The organism is Chryseobacterium carnipullorum, assembly GCF_900142785.1.
GTDB lineage: Bacteria > Bacteroidota > Bacteroidia > Flavobacteriales > Weeksellaceae > Chryseobacterium > Chryseobacterium carnipullorum.
Genome location: NZ_FRCD01000005.1, coordinates 190,952 through 204,267, shown reverse-complemented (window position 1 = coordinate 204,267; position 13,316 = coordinate 190,952). Strand labels below are relative to the sequence as shown.

The window sequence follows — 13,316 nt, the reverse complement described above, 5'->3', positions numbered from 1 at the left end:
ATTTGTTGAATTGAAATCAAGATTTGTTATGAGAAAACTATATGCTATCGTATGTTTAGCTCTTTTGTCAAATGCATACAAAGCACAAGAATCACTACCATACTATCAGCAATATCTTTTGGATGGTGAATTCCTGTTCAACCCAGCTCAGTACGGTAAGACAGATTACGTACAGCTTAATGCTAATTACCACAAACAATTTGACAAGTTTAGCGATTCTCCAAATACGCAGTCTATAGGAATTAACGGGAACATCTTCGACAGAGTAGGAGCAGGGCTCTCTATTTTTAGAGACAGTAATGGACCTATTTCTGCAGGCGGTATTACAGCGGGAGCTTCATACTTTATTCCACTAAGCAGTGAAGGAGAAAGAAAAGACCAATTCTCTTTCGGTACTAGTGTTTCATTTTATAATATGAACTTTGACTATACTTCAGTGAATGTTGAAGATGGTTACGATCCTTTATTGATCGGAAAAGAAGGGAATATTTTTATGGCTTATGCCAACTTTGGTGCTGCTGCAACGTATAGAAACATTTTTGCAGGGGTTTCGGTAAACGATATTGCGCTAAGTAATGACAAGGCGATCGTTAACGGAATCGAGCCTTCACCAATTAAATTCTTCTTAAACTTAGGATATGACTGGCATTTTGCTGACAATATCTTTGTAACGCCATCAGCGTTGATCAACCTGAATACCAATTCAACAAGAATGATCGACTATAACCTAATGGCTACTTTCTTTAATGACATCAATTCATTCTCTGCCGGTGTAAGCTACAGAACGGTACAGAACAGATTCGACAGCCAGCAGTTACAGGTGGCGCCGGTAGTTAAAGTTAGAATTAATAAATTAATGATCGGAGCAACTTATAACATCGGAATGTCTGATATCCAGACTTATGGTGGAAACAGCTTTATGCTGAGCTTAGGGTATAACTTTGATAACTTTATTAATCATAGAGGATATAGATATTAATCTGATTTAATTTAAATAAATTTGAGCTCTGAAATTTTCAGAGCTTTTTTTATGATATACATTCACATTCCCTTTTGCAAGCAAAAATGCAGCTATTGTAATTTTCACTTTTCTACATCTTTGAACTTTAAAGATGAAATGATCAGTGCCATGAAGACTGAAATCAGGCTCCGGAAAAACGAATTAGAGAACAAAAGTTTACAATCACTATATTTTGGAGGAGGAACTCCTTCCATACTTTCGGCAGACGAAATCACTTCAATGATCGATGAAGTACTGAAGTATTTCAGTTTTGACCGTGATATTGAAGTCACTTTAGAAGCCAATCCTGATGATCTGGACAAAAATTTCTTACAACAGCTTTCGAAATCTCCTGTTAACAGACTGTCGATTGGTACCCAGAGCTTTTTTAATGAGGATTTAAAATTGATGAACCGTGCCCATAATGCTTCCGAAGCAGAAGGTTCCATCAAAAGAGCCCAGGATTTTGGGTTCGAAAACTTAAGTATCGACTTGATTTATGGTTCGCCGACCTCCAATCTGGAGATCTGGAAAGAGAATTTAAACAAAACTATTGCCCTGGAAGTACCTCATATTTCATCTTATGCATTGACTGTTGAACCGAAAACAGCTTTGGAAAGCTGGATCGCGAAAGGTAAAGTGGCCAGTCCCCGTGAAGAAGAACAGAATAAAGAATTCTATTATCTCTCGGATTTTCTGAAAGACAACGGATTTGACCATTATGAAGTCTCCAATTTTGCAAAACCAGGTTTTTATTCAAGACATAATTCTGCGTATTGGAAATATAAAGAGTATCTGGGAATAGGACCTTCCGCCCATTCATACAACGGCTTTGATGTTAGAAGCTGGAATGTTGCGAACAACCAGCAGTATATTAAAAAACTTCATACCGGAATACTTGCCAAAGAAGAAGAGATCCTTTCGCAAAACGATCAGTTCAATGAAATGATTATGATCGGTCTTCGAACGATTTGGGGAGTAGATATTGAAAGTCTGAAGAGTAAATTCGATGTCCGGACCTATGAGCATTTCCAGCATGAAATACAGACGAAAATTGAAGAAGGCATTCTGGTGATTGAAAATAATCATCTTAAAATTCCCGAAAAACATTGGTTCATGGCGGATGGAATTGCTTCTGATTTATTTTTGGTATAACGTTTATTAATGTATATTTGAAAGTATACTTTAAATAAAAAATGATCAACCATGAGAAAAAACTTACTATTATTTTTTCTTTTTTTTAGTGCTTTCTATTTTTCCCAAAAACCGATTTTTACAAAAGCAAAAGTTAATGCTGTGAATGTGTACAGATCTTCTGCTGAACTACAGAATTCGGTGAGCGTTTCACTTCCTTCAGGAACGTCAGAGGTTGTTATAACTAATATTTCAGATGAGATTGTGGAAAAATCGATACAGATTAATACAAATAATAAAGATATTTCTATCCTTTCTGCACAATACAGAAGCAGCTACAATTCGAATTATTTTGAGAATAATAATCCTAATGGGAAAAGAATTAAAGACAGCATTGCTATCTTAGAAAATCTCAGCACGAAAATCAATATTGAGCGACAGACGAATGAAAAGACATTGGAACTGTTAGACAAAAACCAGGGACTGTTGGTGGGGAGCAATACCTCCACCGTAGCCCAACTGATGCAACTTACCGAATATTATAAGATCAAAAGAAACGAAATAAGCATAGCACAGCTTGATATCAATAAAAAATATACACAAACCATTCTGAAACTTGAGACTTTGAGAAGTCGGCTGAAAGCCAACACAGAAGCTGAAGAAACTTTTTCTGATGGCGTTCTTGTTTTGAGAATTGTAAGTGGTGCGGGAGGAAATGCAAAAATGGATCTGGGGTATTTGGCGGAGAATGTTTTTTGGGAACCGTTTTATGAAGTGAAAGGCAATAAATTGACTGAGCCTTTAGATGTGACTTTTAAAGCAAAGGTAAGGCAGGATACCGGACTTGACTGGAAAGGAGTAAAGCTTTCGCTGATCAATGCAAGGTCTTCAAGAAATAATGAGGCTCCAACTATGAACCCGTGGTTTTTGAATTCTTACAAGAATGAAGAAAGAGAAACCTATAGTTATTCCAGCAAAAAAGATACTATGCGATCGCAGAATATTGAGGAAGTTGTCATGGTAGGCTATGGCGTTAAAATCAATGAAAATCAGTTAAATGTAAGTTTTGATACTGATATTCCTTATGATATTTTATCAAACAATGAAGATCATTTTATCAACCTAAAACAAATAAAACTTCCGGCGGAATATAAATATTATACTGTTCCAAAATACAATACTACGACCTATTTGGTCGCAGATATTAAAGATTTTAATAAGTACAATCTGATTTCAGGTGGTGCCAGTGTGATTTTTGAAAATATGTATGTAGGTGAAACAAGAATTAATCCCAATCAGACAAATGATAAAATGAGCATTACCCTTGGTGATGACAAGAAGATTAGTATCCGTAAAGAAATGGTAAATGATAAGGCAAGCGAAAAATTATTCTCTTCCTATCAGGAAAAAACAATTGCTTACGATCTTGTTATCCGAAATAATAAAAAAGAGGCTATCAATATTGAGATCCGGGATCAGATTCCTTTGAGTAAGGATGAATCTGTAAAGATTGAACTTCTTCAAAGTGATAACGCAGACCTGGATAAAGAGAAAGGATTTTTACTGTGGAACGTTAAAATTTCATCATCTGAAACAAAAAAATTCAGGGTAAGCTATAAAGTAAGATACCCGAAAGATTTTTCAATCAGCAATCTTAATTAAATAGACGATTATTCACTATTTTTGTATAAAATTTCAGCTCACTTGAAAACTAAAAAACAAGACTATTCACATCTTTCACCAAGCCAACCTATCGGTATTTTCGATAGTGGGGTGGGAGGACTTACCGTAGCCAAAGAGATCAAAAGACTCCTTCCACACGAAGATCTGATCTATTTCGGTGATACCAAGCACCTTCCTTATGGTGAAAAGTCGAAAGATGCGATTATAGAATATTCCACCAAGATCACCAATTTTCTGCTTCAGCAAAACTGCAAAGCTATTGTTATTGCCTGCAATACGGCTACAGCCAATGCCTTGAACGAGGTGATGCAGTCTGTGGATGGAAAAGTTCCGGTTATCGATGTTATTAATCCCGTTGCTGAGAAAGTAGCTTATGAAATTCACAATAATGTTGGGGTGATTGCGACGAAAGCAACTGTCAATTCAGGGTTGTATAAAAAAAGCATCAGGAAACAAAATAAATGGATCAAAGTAGATGAGCTTGCTACTCCGCTACTGGTTCCTGCTATTGAAGAAGGATTCAAGAACCATCCGATCACGCATGCCATCATTTATAATTATCTAAGCAATAACAAGCTGAAAAACATTGAAACCCTGATCCTGGGATGTACTCATTACCCTTTATTGATTGATGAAATCAAACAATATTATGGAAACAGAGTCCGCGTGATTGATTCCCCCAACATTGTGGCCAATCACCTGAAGATCATTCTGGATAAATATCATCTTCTGAATGATAATAATCCAAAACCCAATTATCATTTTTATCTTTCGGATCTGACGAAAAACTTTGAGAAGATCTCTAAAAAATTCTTCGGAAAGACCATCGATTTAGAATTGAAAGTATTATAATACAAAAGCTGTTTCCAGAGAAACAGCTTTTATTTTACGGCTAAAGAACAGAGCTATTAAGACTCTAAAATCACCATTTCACTTTTCAGTCTTCTTTTGGGAGTGACTTCCGGATGGTTACTGTCGTTGTCAGCTCTTTTTCCGATCGCAACGGCGAAAAGTGTTTCGTAAGAATCGTTTTTCAGAATTGCATCATATTTATCGGTCTCAATTCCTTCCATGGGAGTAGAGTCAATTCCCATTGCAGCACAAGCAGAAAGAAGAACACCCAGCGAAAGATATACCTGATGCCCCATCCATGAACGGATCGCAGCGTCACCATTAGGTTTTACCATGGTTCTGTAATAATTAACGGAACCTTCAGGAAGATTTTCTTCGATCTGTTTTTCAAATTCTTCCGGATTTTTCATGACCTGGAATACAATCACATGGCTGCTTTCCAATACTTTATCCTTATTAAAATAAGATGCTTCTGCCAGTTGCTCTCTGATGTCAGGAGTATTAATGAAAATAAAATTCCATGGCTGGCTGTTAATTGAAGACGGGCTTAAATTAAGGATTTCTTTCAGTTCGGCAATCTGTTCTGCACTGATTTTGCCTTGAGGATTATACTTTTTTACAGTATACCTGTTTTTCATTTGTTGTAAAAAGTTCATAAATTATTGTACTATCATTTTTATAGTTACAAAAGTAATTTAAGTTTATTACCTTTGCAATAACGGTAAAAAATGATAGTATAAAATGTATACAATAGATAACAAAGAATATCCTTGCTGTACCAGCGTAACGATGAAGTTTATAGGAGGAAAGTGGAAGGCAGTTATTTTATTTCACCTGATAGATGGTGCTAAAAGATATAACGAATTAAGAAAACTAATTCCGACGATTACAGAAAGGACCTTAAGCCTTCAGCTGAAACAGCTTGAGGAAGATCATATCGTCAACAGAAAGGTCTATACAGAAAAACCTCCTTTAATGGTAGAATATACCTTAACCGATTTTGGAAAGACTTTACTGCCGGTACTGGAAGCGATTACCAATTGGGGCATTGCTGCACCCGATCTTTCCGTAAAAAAAATAATCAGGAATTAAATTTCCTGATTATCTTCTTTATTCGCTTCGAAAAAACTGAAACTTACATTTCCGTATTTTCGGGTGTCTGTTAAATTCGGGTGCTCAAGTTTCATTCTGCTCTGATGTTCTATAATCAGAACGCCGTTCTGTTTAAGATATTTATTGTTCAGAACTAAAGACAGCAACTCATAATATTTCTTCTCCTCCATTTCGAAAGGAGCATCAGAAAATACAATCTCAAAACTTTTATTGTTTCTGAATTTTTTAAGCCAGTCAAAAACATCGCCTCTCTGAACACTGATCTGTTGTGACATATCCAAATCTGAAGCTGTAGCATTGATGAAGCTTGTGTGTTTGGGGTTCAGTTCAACTGAAGTGACATCCTGACATCCTCTGGAAGCAAATTCAAAGGTGATAGAACCGATGCCCGCAAAAAGGTCAAGTACCGAAATCGACTGCATATCATATTTGTTTTCCAGGATGCTGAATAGCGCTTCCTTGGCAAAATCTGTAGTAGGTCTTACATCAAAGTTTTTAGGAGCGGCTATTTTTTTGGCTTTCCACTTGCCTGAGATTATTCTGAACATATTTATTTAGTTGTTAGATCGCAGATCACAGGCGGCAGGTAGTTGCAATTGGAAACTTATTCCTGCTACCTGCAGCCCGTAACCTAATTAAGTATAAAATTCTTATTGGGAATGTTGTCAAAGACAATCCTCATATTTTTAACGAATTTCTGAAGCTCAGAAATAAAAGTTTCATTTTCTGTCGTTTCACCATAAGCATAAAAGCTGGTTTCATTAATTCCGAAACCTATTTTGCTTAACGTAAACATTACGAAATAAAGGAAATCTACTTCAGAATTCACATCCAGGTTGTTATATAAAATCACCTTCTTGTTATCAATGGCAAAAAACTCACACTGGTTATGATAAAGATTGATATGGATTTCTTTATTGTTTTTATTATTAATAGAATTTAAAAACTTTTCTCCAGAAAAATTAAAATGAACGGGAACGGCCAGTTCTTTTATTTTCTTATAAAAGTTTTTAGGGAACGTGTAATAAAACTGTACACCGAATCTTTTGTTGACAGAAAGCATGAGTTCTTCTTTTTCTCTGTCTGCCGGAGCATTAAAAGCAATCAGTTCAAATCCTGCATCATGTTCTGAAAATCCTTCAGGCATCAGCGTAAAATGATTCAGCGCAGAAATCACATGGATCTCTTCAAACCTTTGTTTCAGTAAAATTTCATCAAGTTTATCCTCAATTAAATTTTCTGGTGTTTCTTCGGTAACGAAATAAGACTTTTCCTCCAGAATGCTTTTGTTTTTTGCGATCTGGTAGATTAATCCGTCTTTGGTAAAAAGTAAATTAAGTACGTTCATATTTCAATTGAGGCAAATTTAGTGAAATTCTATCATAACGGCACCTGATTGATGATGAAGTATTTCTTTATTGTAAAAATCGATATCTGACTGGCTTTCCAAAACATCCATAACCATCCTCTGCAATATACCGTCACCAATCCCGTGAACGATCTCCAGCCTTTTCAAATGATGTTTTCTGCAGAAGTTCAGAACTTCCATCAGTTTTGCCTTTTGCATAAAGAGTCTTTCGAAACTGTCATAATCGCTTGGGTTTTTAACCAGATGATGAAAATGCAGATCCAGGACCATGTGATTTTTCTGGTGCTTTTTGGAAACCACTTTTTGGGGTTCCGCTTTTTTAATGATCCGAATATTTTCATAGAGATCAGCATCTTTAGGAACCAGCTTCTCTTTCGGGTACTGATGCGTAAACCCATACTCATCTTTGAAAACAACAATATTGCCTTTCACAGAAGTAATGACTCCGCTTAAATCCTCATCTACTACAGAAACTTTGTCTCCGATTTTCATGTACTTGCTGTTTCTTTTATTGTTTTCAAAATTAACTTTTCGGCCCCAGTTCAATGATCTCAAGATCCTTGATCTCTTCTCCTTCCACCACGAAACGCATCATGGTTCTCATTGTATGCCATCCCTGCTTGCCGCAAGCGCCCGGATTCAGATGCAGAAGATTATTTTTTTTGTCAAACATAGCCTTCAGAATATGAGAATGTCCTGAAATAAATAGTTTGGGTGTCTTTTCAGAAATCTCTTTGTTGGTGATTGGGGTATATTTTCCGGGATATCCACCAATATGAATCATCAAAACTTCCAGATCTTCACAGAAAAAACGGTTTACCTCAGGAAACTCAGCCCTGATTTTGGCGTTGTCTATATTTCCGTAAACGCCTTTTAACGGTTTTATTTTTTCCAGTTCTTCAATCACCTCAATACTTCCGAAATCTCCGCAATGCCATATTTCATCAGCTTGCGACGCATATTCTAAAATGCGGTCATCTATATAAGAATGGGAATCGGAAAGAAGAAGGATTTTTGTCATGAAGCTCTGAAAATTTTTGCAAAGTTAGGAAAGATTTATTTTTTATTAAGTTTTAGTTTTCTTTTAAATAAACAAAGTTGTAGAACGGAGACAGGCATCCCCTAATATTTATTAAATTTGAGAAAATTATAAAAAATGAAGCAGAAATTTTCTTTTTTACTTTTTCTTGCCGCAGTAGGGCTCTTCAATGCTCAGGTTGAAGAGAAAAAATTGGATGATTTGATCCAGAATACTTTAAAAACATTTGACGTACCGGGTATGTCAGTCGGGATCATAAAAGATGGAAAAGTGATCTATTCCAAAGGTTTCGGACAACGTTCTTTAACCACAAAACAGCCGATGGATGATAATACATTGGTGGGAATTGCTTCAAACTCAAAAGGTTTTACATGTACCGCTTTGGCTATTTTAGCTGATGAAGGAAAGCTGAACTGGGACGATAAAGTTTCAAAATATATTCCTGAATTTCAGATGTACGATCCGTACGTTTCTCAAAATGTGACCATCAAAGATCTTATCACGCACAGAGCAGGATTAGGTTTAGGACAGGGGGATCTGATGTTTTTCCCTGAAGGCGGAAGTCTTACAGTTAATGATATTGTACACAATGTGAGATTTCTGAAGCCTGAAAATCCTTTCAGAACGACCTTAGACTACAATAATGTAATGTTCATTGTAGCCGGAGAAGTAATCCACAGAATTTCCGGATTGAGCTGGGCAGAATTTATTGAGCAGAGAATTATGAAGCCTGTGGGGATGAATTCAAGCTTTGGAAGCTACAGTAGAGCCAAAGCGGTATCCAACAAGATTGATGCCCATGCTCCTGTAGATGGTAAAGCCATTGCGGTTCCTCACGACTGGAGCGAAACAGGTAATGCAGCAGGAGGAATTATGAGTAATATTAAAGACATGACTGTTTGGGCTGAATTTCTTTTAAATAATTTCACGACGAAAGACGGTAAAAAACTGGTGTCAGATCGAAATGTACAGCAATTATGGAGCTTACAGATTCCAGATAGAGTCGCTATGAAAAACCCTTATGATACAAGTTTTTATGGTTACGGATTAGGTTGGTTTCTGAGTGATGTAAAAGGACACAAGCAAATTCAGCATACCGGAGGACTGATTGGTACCGTTACTCAGTTTACCCTGATTCCGGATATGAAATTAGGAATTGTAGTCCTTACCAACCAGCAGTCCGGAGCAGCGTTCAATACCATTACGAACACCGTTAAAGATTCTTATCTGGGAGTAGCAGACAGAAACTGGCTGAAAATATATGGCGAAAGAATGTCAAAAGTAAATGCCGAATATGACCAACAGAAAAAAGAAGCTTTTGCAAAATCTGAAGCCTTTAAAAAGGAGAAAAATATTCAGCCGAAAGCAGAACAATTTGTAGGGAAGTACCGTGACCAATGGTTTGGTGATGTAGAAATTGCCCAGCAGGGAAGTACCTACAGGATCTCCTGCAAAAATTCACCAAGACTGAAAGGAGAGTTGCTTCCTTATTCCAATAATTCATTTATTATTAAATGGGACGACAGAAGTTATGATGCCGATGCCTATATTATTTTTAATTATGATGAAACCGGAAAAGCAGAATCTGCCCAATTAAAACCTATCTCTGACGTTACAGATTTTAGTTTTGATTTTGACGATTTGGATCTGAGAAAGGTAAAAAGCTAATAAAGAATTTAATAATATTCAATAGAAAAGAGCTCCGGTATTCCTTGGAGCTCTTTTGCTTTATAGATGACAGAAGTGATTACTCTTTAATGAACTTCTTAATAACATCTCCGATTTGAATAATGTAGACTCTTTTTGTCAATCCGCTTACATGAATTGAATCTCTTTCCAATGAACCTGAAAGGATAAGATTTCCTACCATGCTGAAAATTTTATACTCCTTTGAAGGTGCATTTTGAATCGTCAGTGCTTCTTTTACAGGATCAGGATAAACCGATGTTTTACGTTCATACTTTTTCTGATCTGAAACTGAATAGTAAAATTCATGAAGGTCTGACAAAATTCGTGAGTGGAGGAAAAGTGACCTACTTTAACAAATTAAGATCTTGCTCTGTGCGGGAAAGCTCAGCATTTAAATGTTGTTTTTCAAAGAAATGCTTAAGAGCAGTCAGGCGTTTCTTTTGATCATACCGAAGGGTTGAATTCAATTTTTGCTGGCAGAGTGAGCAGGCTCTGGCAAAATGAAAGTCGGTTTCAGAAAGCGAATTGGTTCCGTTCATCACGCAGTTTGCATTCAGGCAGTGGCTGATTCCGAACATATGCCCGATTTCATGTGAGCTTATCTTGATCAGCCTCTCAAGACTTTCATTAAAATTGGATTCAGAAAGATTGCCGTTAGAAAACCTGTACATGGATGTGACGCCCACCCCGTCTTTGTAAGAGGCCTGCCCGAAAACGTAATTCCATTCAGGTCTCGGAAAAAGATCTTTTTCTGTGATTCCCATTAAAACAACACCATCTTTAGGCTTTCTTTTGATCAGTATATTCTCCAGAACATAACCTGCCAAAATCTGCTCCTGACCATCTTTAAAAATTCGCCTTGCCATTTTGGGAAAAATAGTATTGGGTAAAACCGGAAGGACTTTTGTACTGAGCTGAAAATACGTACTCAAATAGTCTCTGGTACGTTCTATTTCTTTCTTCTGAAGATCATTGAATTCTCCTATGGGCTGAAGGTAAATCGTGTTTTTTCCAGGTTCTGGTTTTATTTTGTCCAGCTTTTGAAAATCTTCAAAAGTCTGAAAGGGCTCATCACGGGAATATCTCCAGTCACCGGGTTTGGCTTTGGTGAGCTGAACATCATTGAGCGCAACAGTTTCAATATAGGTTTTCTCCTTTTTTTGACATGAAAAAAAGAGTAGGAGAGGAATCAGATACAAAAAGATAAAATTATATTTTACCGGGCTCATAAAAGAACAGGAGTTTCTTTTTGGCACCGTCAAATTCAGACCACGAATTGCAGTCGATCTCAAAACCGGCAACTCCGCAGGTAGGGAAATGAAAAATATCTTCAGAGATAGAATTCGCAAAATTGGAAATTCCGTTGTTATGAGAGAAAAGGGCTACAGAACCCACGCTGTCATCCAGGTCGTAGATCACCGATTCAAAATTTCTTTCCGAGGGATTATAAAGCTTATCTTCCGTAGAGACATTAAGCTGATAGGTCTGGTTAAAAATTTTGCACGTATTCAGTGCACGGACCGCCGGGCTGGAAACAAAATGATCAATGGAAATATCATTGCTTTTCATGAATCTGGACATGTTCATCGCGTCTTTTAATCCTTTGTCTGCCAACGGTCTGTCGAAATCCTCTGTTTCTTCCGGCCAGTCGCTTTTCGCATGTCTTACGAGGATGAGTTTCTTCATATTTTCGTTTTTTGGAAGATTAAAATTATAAAAAAAATAATGGAATAAAACATGATTTTTATAAAAAAACTGCGTTATGAATAAAATCATTAAATTTTACTAAATTTGCACACTTATGGGACAGATCCTTGCAATAGACTACGGAAAGGCACGCTGCGGTATCGCTGCTACAGACGATATGCAGATTATTGCAAGTGGCCTGGATACCGTTGAAACCCGGTTTTTGATGGAATTTCTGAAAAAATATTTCACCGAAAACAAAGTGGATGATGTGGTAGTAGGTCTTCCTACAGATCTGAAAGGAAATGTTTCTGCAGTGGAGACGGATATTTTAAAATTCATTGAAGAATTTCAGAAAGAATTTTCCGGTATTCCGGTCCACCGCCTGGATGAAAGATTTACCTCCAAAATGGCTTCTTTTTTTATTTCCCAAAGTGGAAAAAGCAAGAAAAAGAGACAGGAAAAGGGGTTGATAGATAAAGTAAGTGCAACTATTATACTGCAGAATTTTTTAGAACAAAGAATAAGATGATTTTACCGATAAGAGCTTTTGGGGATCCTGTTTTGAGAAAAGTAGGGAAAGATATAGAAAAAGATTATCCCGGTTTACAGGAACTTATAGATAATATGTTCGAAACAATGTACAGTGCAAACGGGATTGGTCTGGCTGCACCGCAGATCGGACTGGACCTGCGTTTGTTTGTCATTGATGTTACTCCTCTTGCAGAAGACGAAGATTACGAAGATATCAAAGACGAGCTGGCCAACTTTAAAAAAGTTTTCATTAATGCTACGATTCTTGAAGAATCAGGCGAAGAATGGAAATTCAATGAAGGCTGTCTTTCTATTCCGGATGTAAGAGAAGATGTGAAAAGAAAGGGAACGATCGTCATTGAATATTATGACGAAAATTTTGTGAAACATACAGAAACTTTTTCCGATATTAGAGCCCGCGTAATTCAGCATGAATATGATCATATTGAAGGGGTTTTGTTCACAGACCATTTAAGCGTATTGAAGAAAAAATTAGTAAAAGGTAAGCTGACGAAAATCTCCAATGGAGAAGTAAGCATCAGTTACAAAATGAGATTTCCAAAGTAATTTAAACAAGGATTAAAAAACAAAATAATAAACAGCAAAAAGCCCAGTGCCGATTGCAGAATTTACAAAAAATAAAATTATGCTGTTAGAAAAAATAATTTCAATTTCTGGAAAGCCAGGACTTTTCAAATTAGTTTCTCAATTAAGAAACGGTTTTATCATTGAAGATGTTACGACTAAGAAAAAAGTAAGCATTGGAAACTCCAGCCAGGTGAGTTTGTTAGATAATATTGCCATGTTTACATTTGATAAAGAAGTTCCTTTATTCGAGGTTTTTGAAAATATTGCTAAAAATTATGATTATAAAGAAGCTATTTCCCACAAATCTTCTGATGATGATCTTAAAGTTTTTATGACGGCTTCTCTTCCTGATTATGATACAGACAGAGTATATGCTTCTGATATCAAGAAATTGGCTCAGTGGTACAATATTCTTCAGAAAGCCGGATACATCACTCCTGAAAGCTTCGTAAAAGCAGAATCTGAAACATTGGATGGTGAACAAGGGGAAGTAAGCATTGATAAAGATGCTCCTAAAAAAGCAGCTCCAAAAGCAGAAAAGCCTGCTCCTGCAAAAGTAAAAGCAACTTCCGCAGCGAAAGCAGCTCCAAAAAGTACACACACTAAGAAAGGATAATCAATCCCGAATG

17 protein-coding genes are annotated in these 13,316 nt (G+C 36.6%); 9 read left to right on the top strand and 8 right to left on the bottom strand.

Annotation, left to right across the window (positions count from 1 at the left end; translation table 11 throughout):
* Positions 1-28: 28 nt before the first annotated feature.
* From BUC06_RS07740 to murI, 4 genes are read left to right on the top strand one after another with little or no spacing between them, the layout of a single operon-like run.
* Entirely contained in the window at positions 29-979 is a 951-nt protein-coding gene (locus tag BUC06_RS07740) for a PorP/SprF family type IX secretion system membrane protein (RefSeq protein WP_073332030.1), read from the top strand.
* Positions 980-1,030: 51 nt separating this feature from the next.
* The gene (gene hemW / locus BUC06_RS07735) at positions 1,031-2,155 is read left to right on the top strand and encodes a radical SAM family heme chaperone HemW (RefSeq protein WP_073332027.1); all 1,125 of its coding nucleotides are present in this window, start codon (positions 1,031-1,033) and stop codon (positions 2,153-2,155) included.
* 51 nt (positions 2,156-2,206) lie between these two features.
* On the top strand, positions 2,207-3,796 hold the full coding sequence (locus BUC06_RS07730) for a DUF4139 domain-containing protein (RefSeq protein ID WP_073332024.1): 1,590 nt from the start codon (positions 2,207-2,209) through the stop codon (positions 3,794-3,796).
* Positions 3,797-3,838: 42 nt separating this feature from the next.
* Positions 3,839-4,669: a glutamate racemase gene (gene murI / locus BUC06_RS07725; RefSeq protein WP_073332022.1), complete on the top strand. Its 831-nt coding sequence runs from the start codon at positions 3,839-3,841 to the stop codon at positions 4,667-4,669.
* 56 nt (positions 4,670-4,725) lie between these two features.
* Here murI and BUC06_RS07720 read toward each other — a convergent pair whose 3' ends face one another.
* On the bottom strand, positions 4,726-5,325 hold the full coding sequence (locus BUC06_RS07720; RefSeq protein ID WP_073332018.1) for a nitroreductase family protein: 600 nt from the start codon (positions 5,323-5,325) through the stop codon (positions 4,726-4,728).
* A gap of 85 nt (positions 5,326-5,410) precedes the next feature.
* Between BUC06_RS07720 and BUC06_RS07715 the strand changes: the two genes are divergently transcribed.
* Positions 5,411-5,761: a winged helix-turn-helix transcriptional regulator gene (locus tag BUC06_RS07715; protein WP_073332015.1), complete on the top strand. Its 351-nt coding sequence runs from the start codon at positions 5,411-5,413 to the stop codon at positions 5,759-5,761.
* Here the strand turns inward: BUC06_RS07715 and BUC06_RS07710 are convergent.
* The 4 genes from BUC06_RS07710 to BUC06_RS07695 form a co-directional block, all read right to left on the bottom strand.
* Positions 5,758-6,330 (bottom strand): RsmD family RNA methyltransferase, encoded by a 573-nt coding sequence (locus tag BUC06_RS07710; RefSeq protein WP_073332011.1) that lies wholly within the window; start codon positions 6,328-6,330, stop codon positions 5,758-5,760. The genes BUC06_RS07715 and BUC06_RS07710 overlap by 4 nt on opposite strands.
* An 83-nt stretch (positions 6,331-6,413) precedes the next feature.
* Positions 6,414-7,130, bottom strand: a complete 717-nt coding sequence (locus BUC06_RS07705; protein ID WP_073332008.1) for a DUF3822 family protein — start codon at positions 7,128-7,130, stop codon at positions 6,414-6,416.
* Between the two features lie 18 nt (positions 7,131-7,148).
* The gene (locus BUC06_RS07700; protein WP_073332006.1) at positions 7,149-7,643 is read right to left on the bottom strand and encodes a Smr/MutS family protein; all 495 of its coding nucleotides are present in this window, start codon (positions 7,641-7,643) and stop codon (positions 7,149-7,151) included.
* A 31-nt stretch (positions 7,644-7,674) separates the two neighbouring features.
* A complete protein-coding gene (locus tag BUC06_RS07695; RefSeq protein ID WP_073332003.1) occupies positions 7,675-8,172 on the bottom strand; it encodes a metallophosphoesterase family protein in 498 nt (165 codons plus the stop codon).
* Between the two features lie 135 nt (positions 8,173-8,307).
* Between BUC06_RS07695 and BUC06_RS07690 the strand changes: the two genes are divergently transcribed.
* Entirely contained in the window at positions 8,308-9,858 is a 1,551-nt protein-coding gene (locus BUC06_RS07690; RefSeq protein WP_073332001.1) for a serine hydrolase, read from the top strand.
* A gap of 79 nt (positions 9,859-9,937) precedes the next feature.
* Here the strand turns inward: BUC06_RS07690 and BUC06_RS07685 are convergent, their stop codons facing one another.
* The 3 genes from BUC06_RS07685 to BUC06_RS07675 are packed head-to-tail and all read right to left on the bottom strand — an operon-like array spanning position 9,938 to position 11,565.
* Complete coding sequence (locus BUC06_RS07685; protein WP_073331998.1) at positions 9,938-10,198, bottom strand: T9SS type A sorting domain-containing protein; 261 nt, start codon at positions 10,196-10,198, stop codon at positions 9,938-9,940.
* A gap of 25 nt (positions 10,199-10,223) precedes the next feature.
* Positions 10,224-11,108, bottom strand: coding sequence for an archaemetzincin (locus BUC06_RS07680; protein ID WP_073331996.1), 885 nt, complete (start codon positions 11,106-11,108; stop codon positions 10,224-10,226).
* Positions 11,089-11,565 carry a SixA phosphatase family protein gene (locus BUC06_RS07675; protein WP_073332172.1) on the bottom strand — a complete coding sequence of 159 codons (477 nt, stop codon included), beginning with the start codon at positions 11,563-11,565 and terminating at the stop codon, positions 11,089-11,091. The genes BUC06_RS07680 and BUC06_RS07675 overlap by 20 nt, the downstream gene beginning before the upstream one ends.
* A gap of 115 nt (positions 11,566-11,680) precedes the next feature.
* Between BUC06_RS07675 and ruvX the strand changes: the two genes are divergently transcribed.
* The 3 genes from ruvX (at position 11,681) to BUC06_RS07660 (ending at position 13,303) form a co-directional block, all read left to right on the top strand.
* Positions 11,681-12,097 carry a Holliday junction resolvase RuvX gene (gene ruvX, locus BUC06_RS07670; protein WP_073331993.1) on the top strand — a complete coding sequence of 139 codons (417 nt, stop codon included), beginning with the start codon at positions 11,681-11,683 and terminating at the stop codon, positions 12,095-12,097.
* Positions 12,094-12,666, top strand: coding sequence for a peptide deformylase (def, locus tag BUC06_RS07665; protein WP_073331991.1), 573 nt, complete (start codon positions 12,094-12,096; stop codon positions 12,664-12,666). The genes ruvX and def overlap by 4 nt, the downstream gene beginning before the upstream one ends.
* A gap of 79 nt (positions 12,667-12,745) precedes the next feature.
* The gene (locus tag BUC06_RS07660) at positions 12,746-13,303 is read left to right on the top strand and encodes a DUF5606 family protein (RefSeq protein ID WP_073331988.1); all 558 of its coding nucleotides are present in this window, start codon (positions 12,746-12,748) and stop codon (positions 13,301-13,303) included.
* Positions 13,304-13,316 lie beyond the last annotated feature (13 nt).

Excerpts from the sequence above, each read along its gene's own strand:
- BUC06_RS07660 (WP_073331988.1), top strand. The coding sequence starts at position 12,746 with ATGCTGTTAGAAAAAATAATTTCAATTTCTGGAAAGCCAGGACTTTTC.
- BUC06_RS07705 (WP_073332008.1), bottom strand. The coding sequence starts at position 7,130 with ATGAACGTACTTAATTTACTTTTTACCAAAGACGGATTAATCTACCAG.
- def (WP_073331991.1), top strand. The coding sequence starts at position 12,094 with ATGATTTTACCGATAAGAGCTTTTGGGGATCCTGTTTTGAGAAAAGTA.
- BUC06_RS07730 (WP_073332024.1), top strand. The coding sequence starts at position 2,207 with ATGAGAAAAAACTTACTATTATTTTTTCTTTTTTTTAGTGCTTTCTAT.
- BUC06_RS07740 (WP_073332030.1), top strand. The coding sequence starts at position 29 with ATGAGAAAACTATATGCTATCGTATGTTTAGCTCTTTTGTCAAATGCA.
- BUC06_RS07690 (WP_073332001.1), top strand. The coding sequence starts at position 8,308 with ATGAAGCAGAAATTTTCTTTTTTACTTTTTCTTGCCGCAGTAGGGCTC.
- BUC06_RS07700 (WP_073332006.1), bottom strand. The coding sequence starts at position 7,643 with ATGAAAATCGGAGACAAAGTTTCTGTAGTAGATGAGGATTTAAGCGGA.
- ruvX (WP_073331993.1), top strand. The coding sequence starts at position 11,681 with ATGGGACAGATCCTTGCAATAGACTACGGAAAGGCACGCTGCGGTATC.
- BUC06_RS07680 (WP_073331996.1), bottom strand. The coding sequence starts at position 11,108 with ATGAGCCCGGTAAAATATAATTTTATCTTTTTGTATCTGATTCCTCTC.
- BUC06_RS07675 (WP_073332172.1), bottom strand. The coding sequence starts at position 11,565 with ATGAAGAAACTCATCCTCGTAAGACATGCGAAAAGCGACTGGCCGGAA.
- BUC06_RS07715 (WP_073332015.1), top strand. The coding sequence starts at position 5,411 with ATGTATACAATAGATAACAAAGAATATCCTTGCTGTACCAGCGTAACG.
- BUC06_RS07710 (WP_073332011.1), bottom strand. The coding sequence starts at position 6,330 with ATGTTCAGAATAATCTCAGGCAAGTGGAAAGCCAAAAAAATAGCCGCT.
- BUC06_RS07695 (WP_073332003.1), bottom strand. The coding sequence starts at position 8,172 with ATGACAAAAATCCTTCTTCTTTCCGATTCCCATTCTTATATAGATGAC.
- BUC06_RS07720 (WP_073332018.1), bottom strand. The coding sequence starts at position 5,325 with ATGAACTTTTTACAACAAATGAAAAACAGGTATACTGTAAAAAAGTAT.
- hemW (WP_073332027.1), top strand. The coding sequence starts at position 1,031 with ATGATATACATTCACATTCCCTTTTGCAAGCAAAAATGCAGCTATTGT.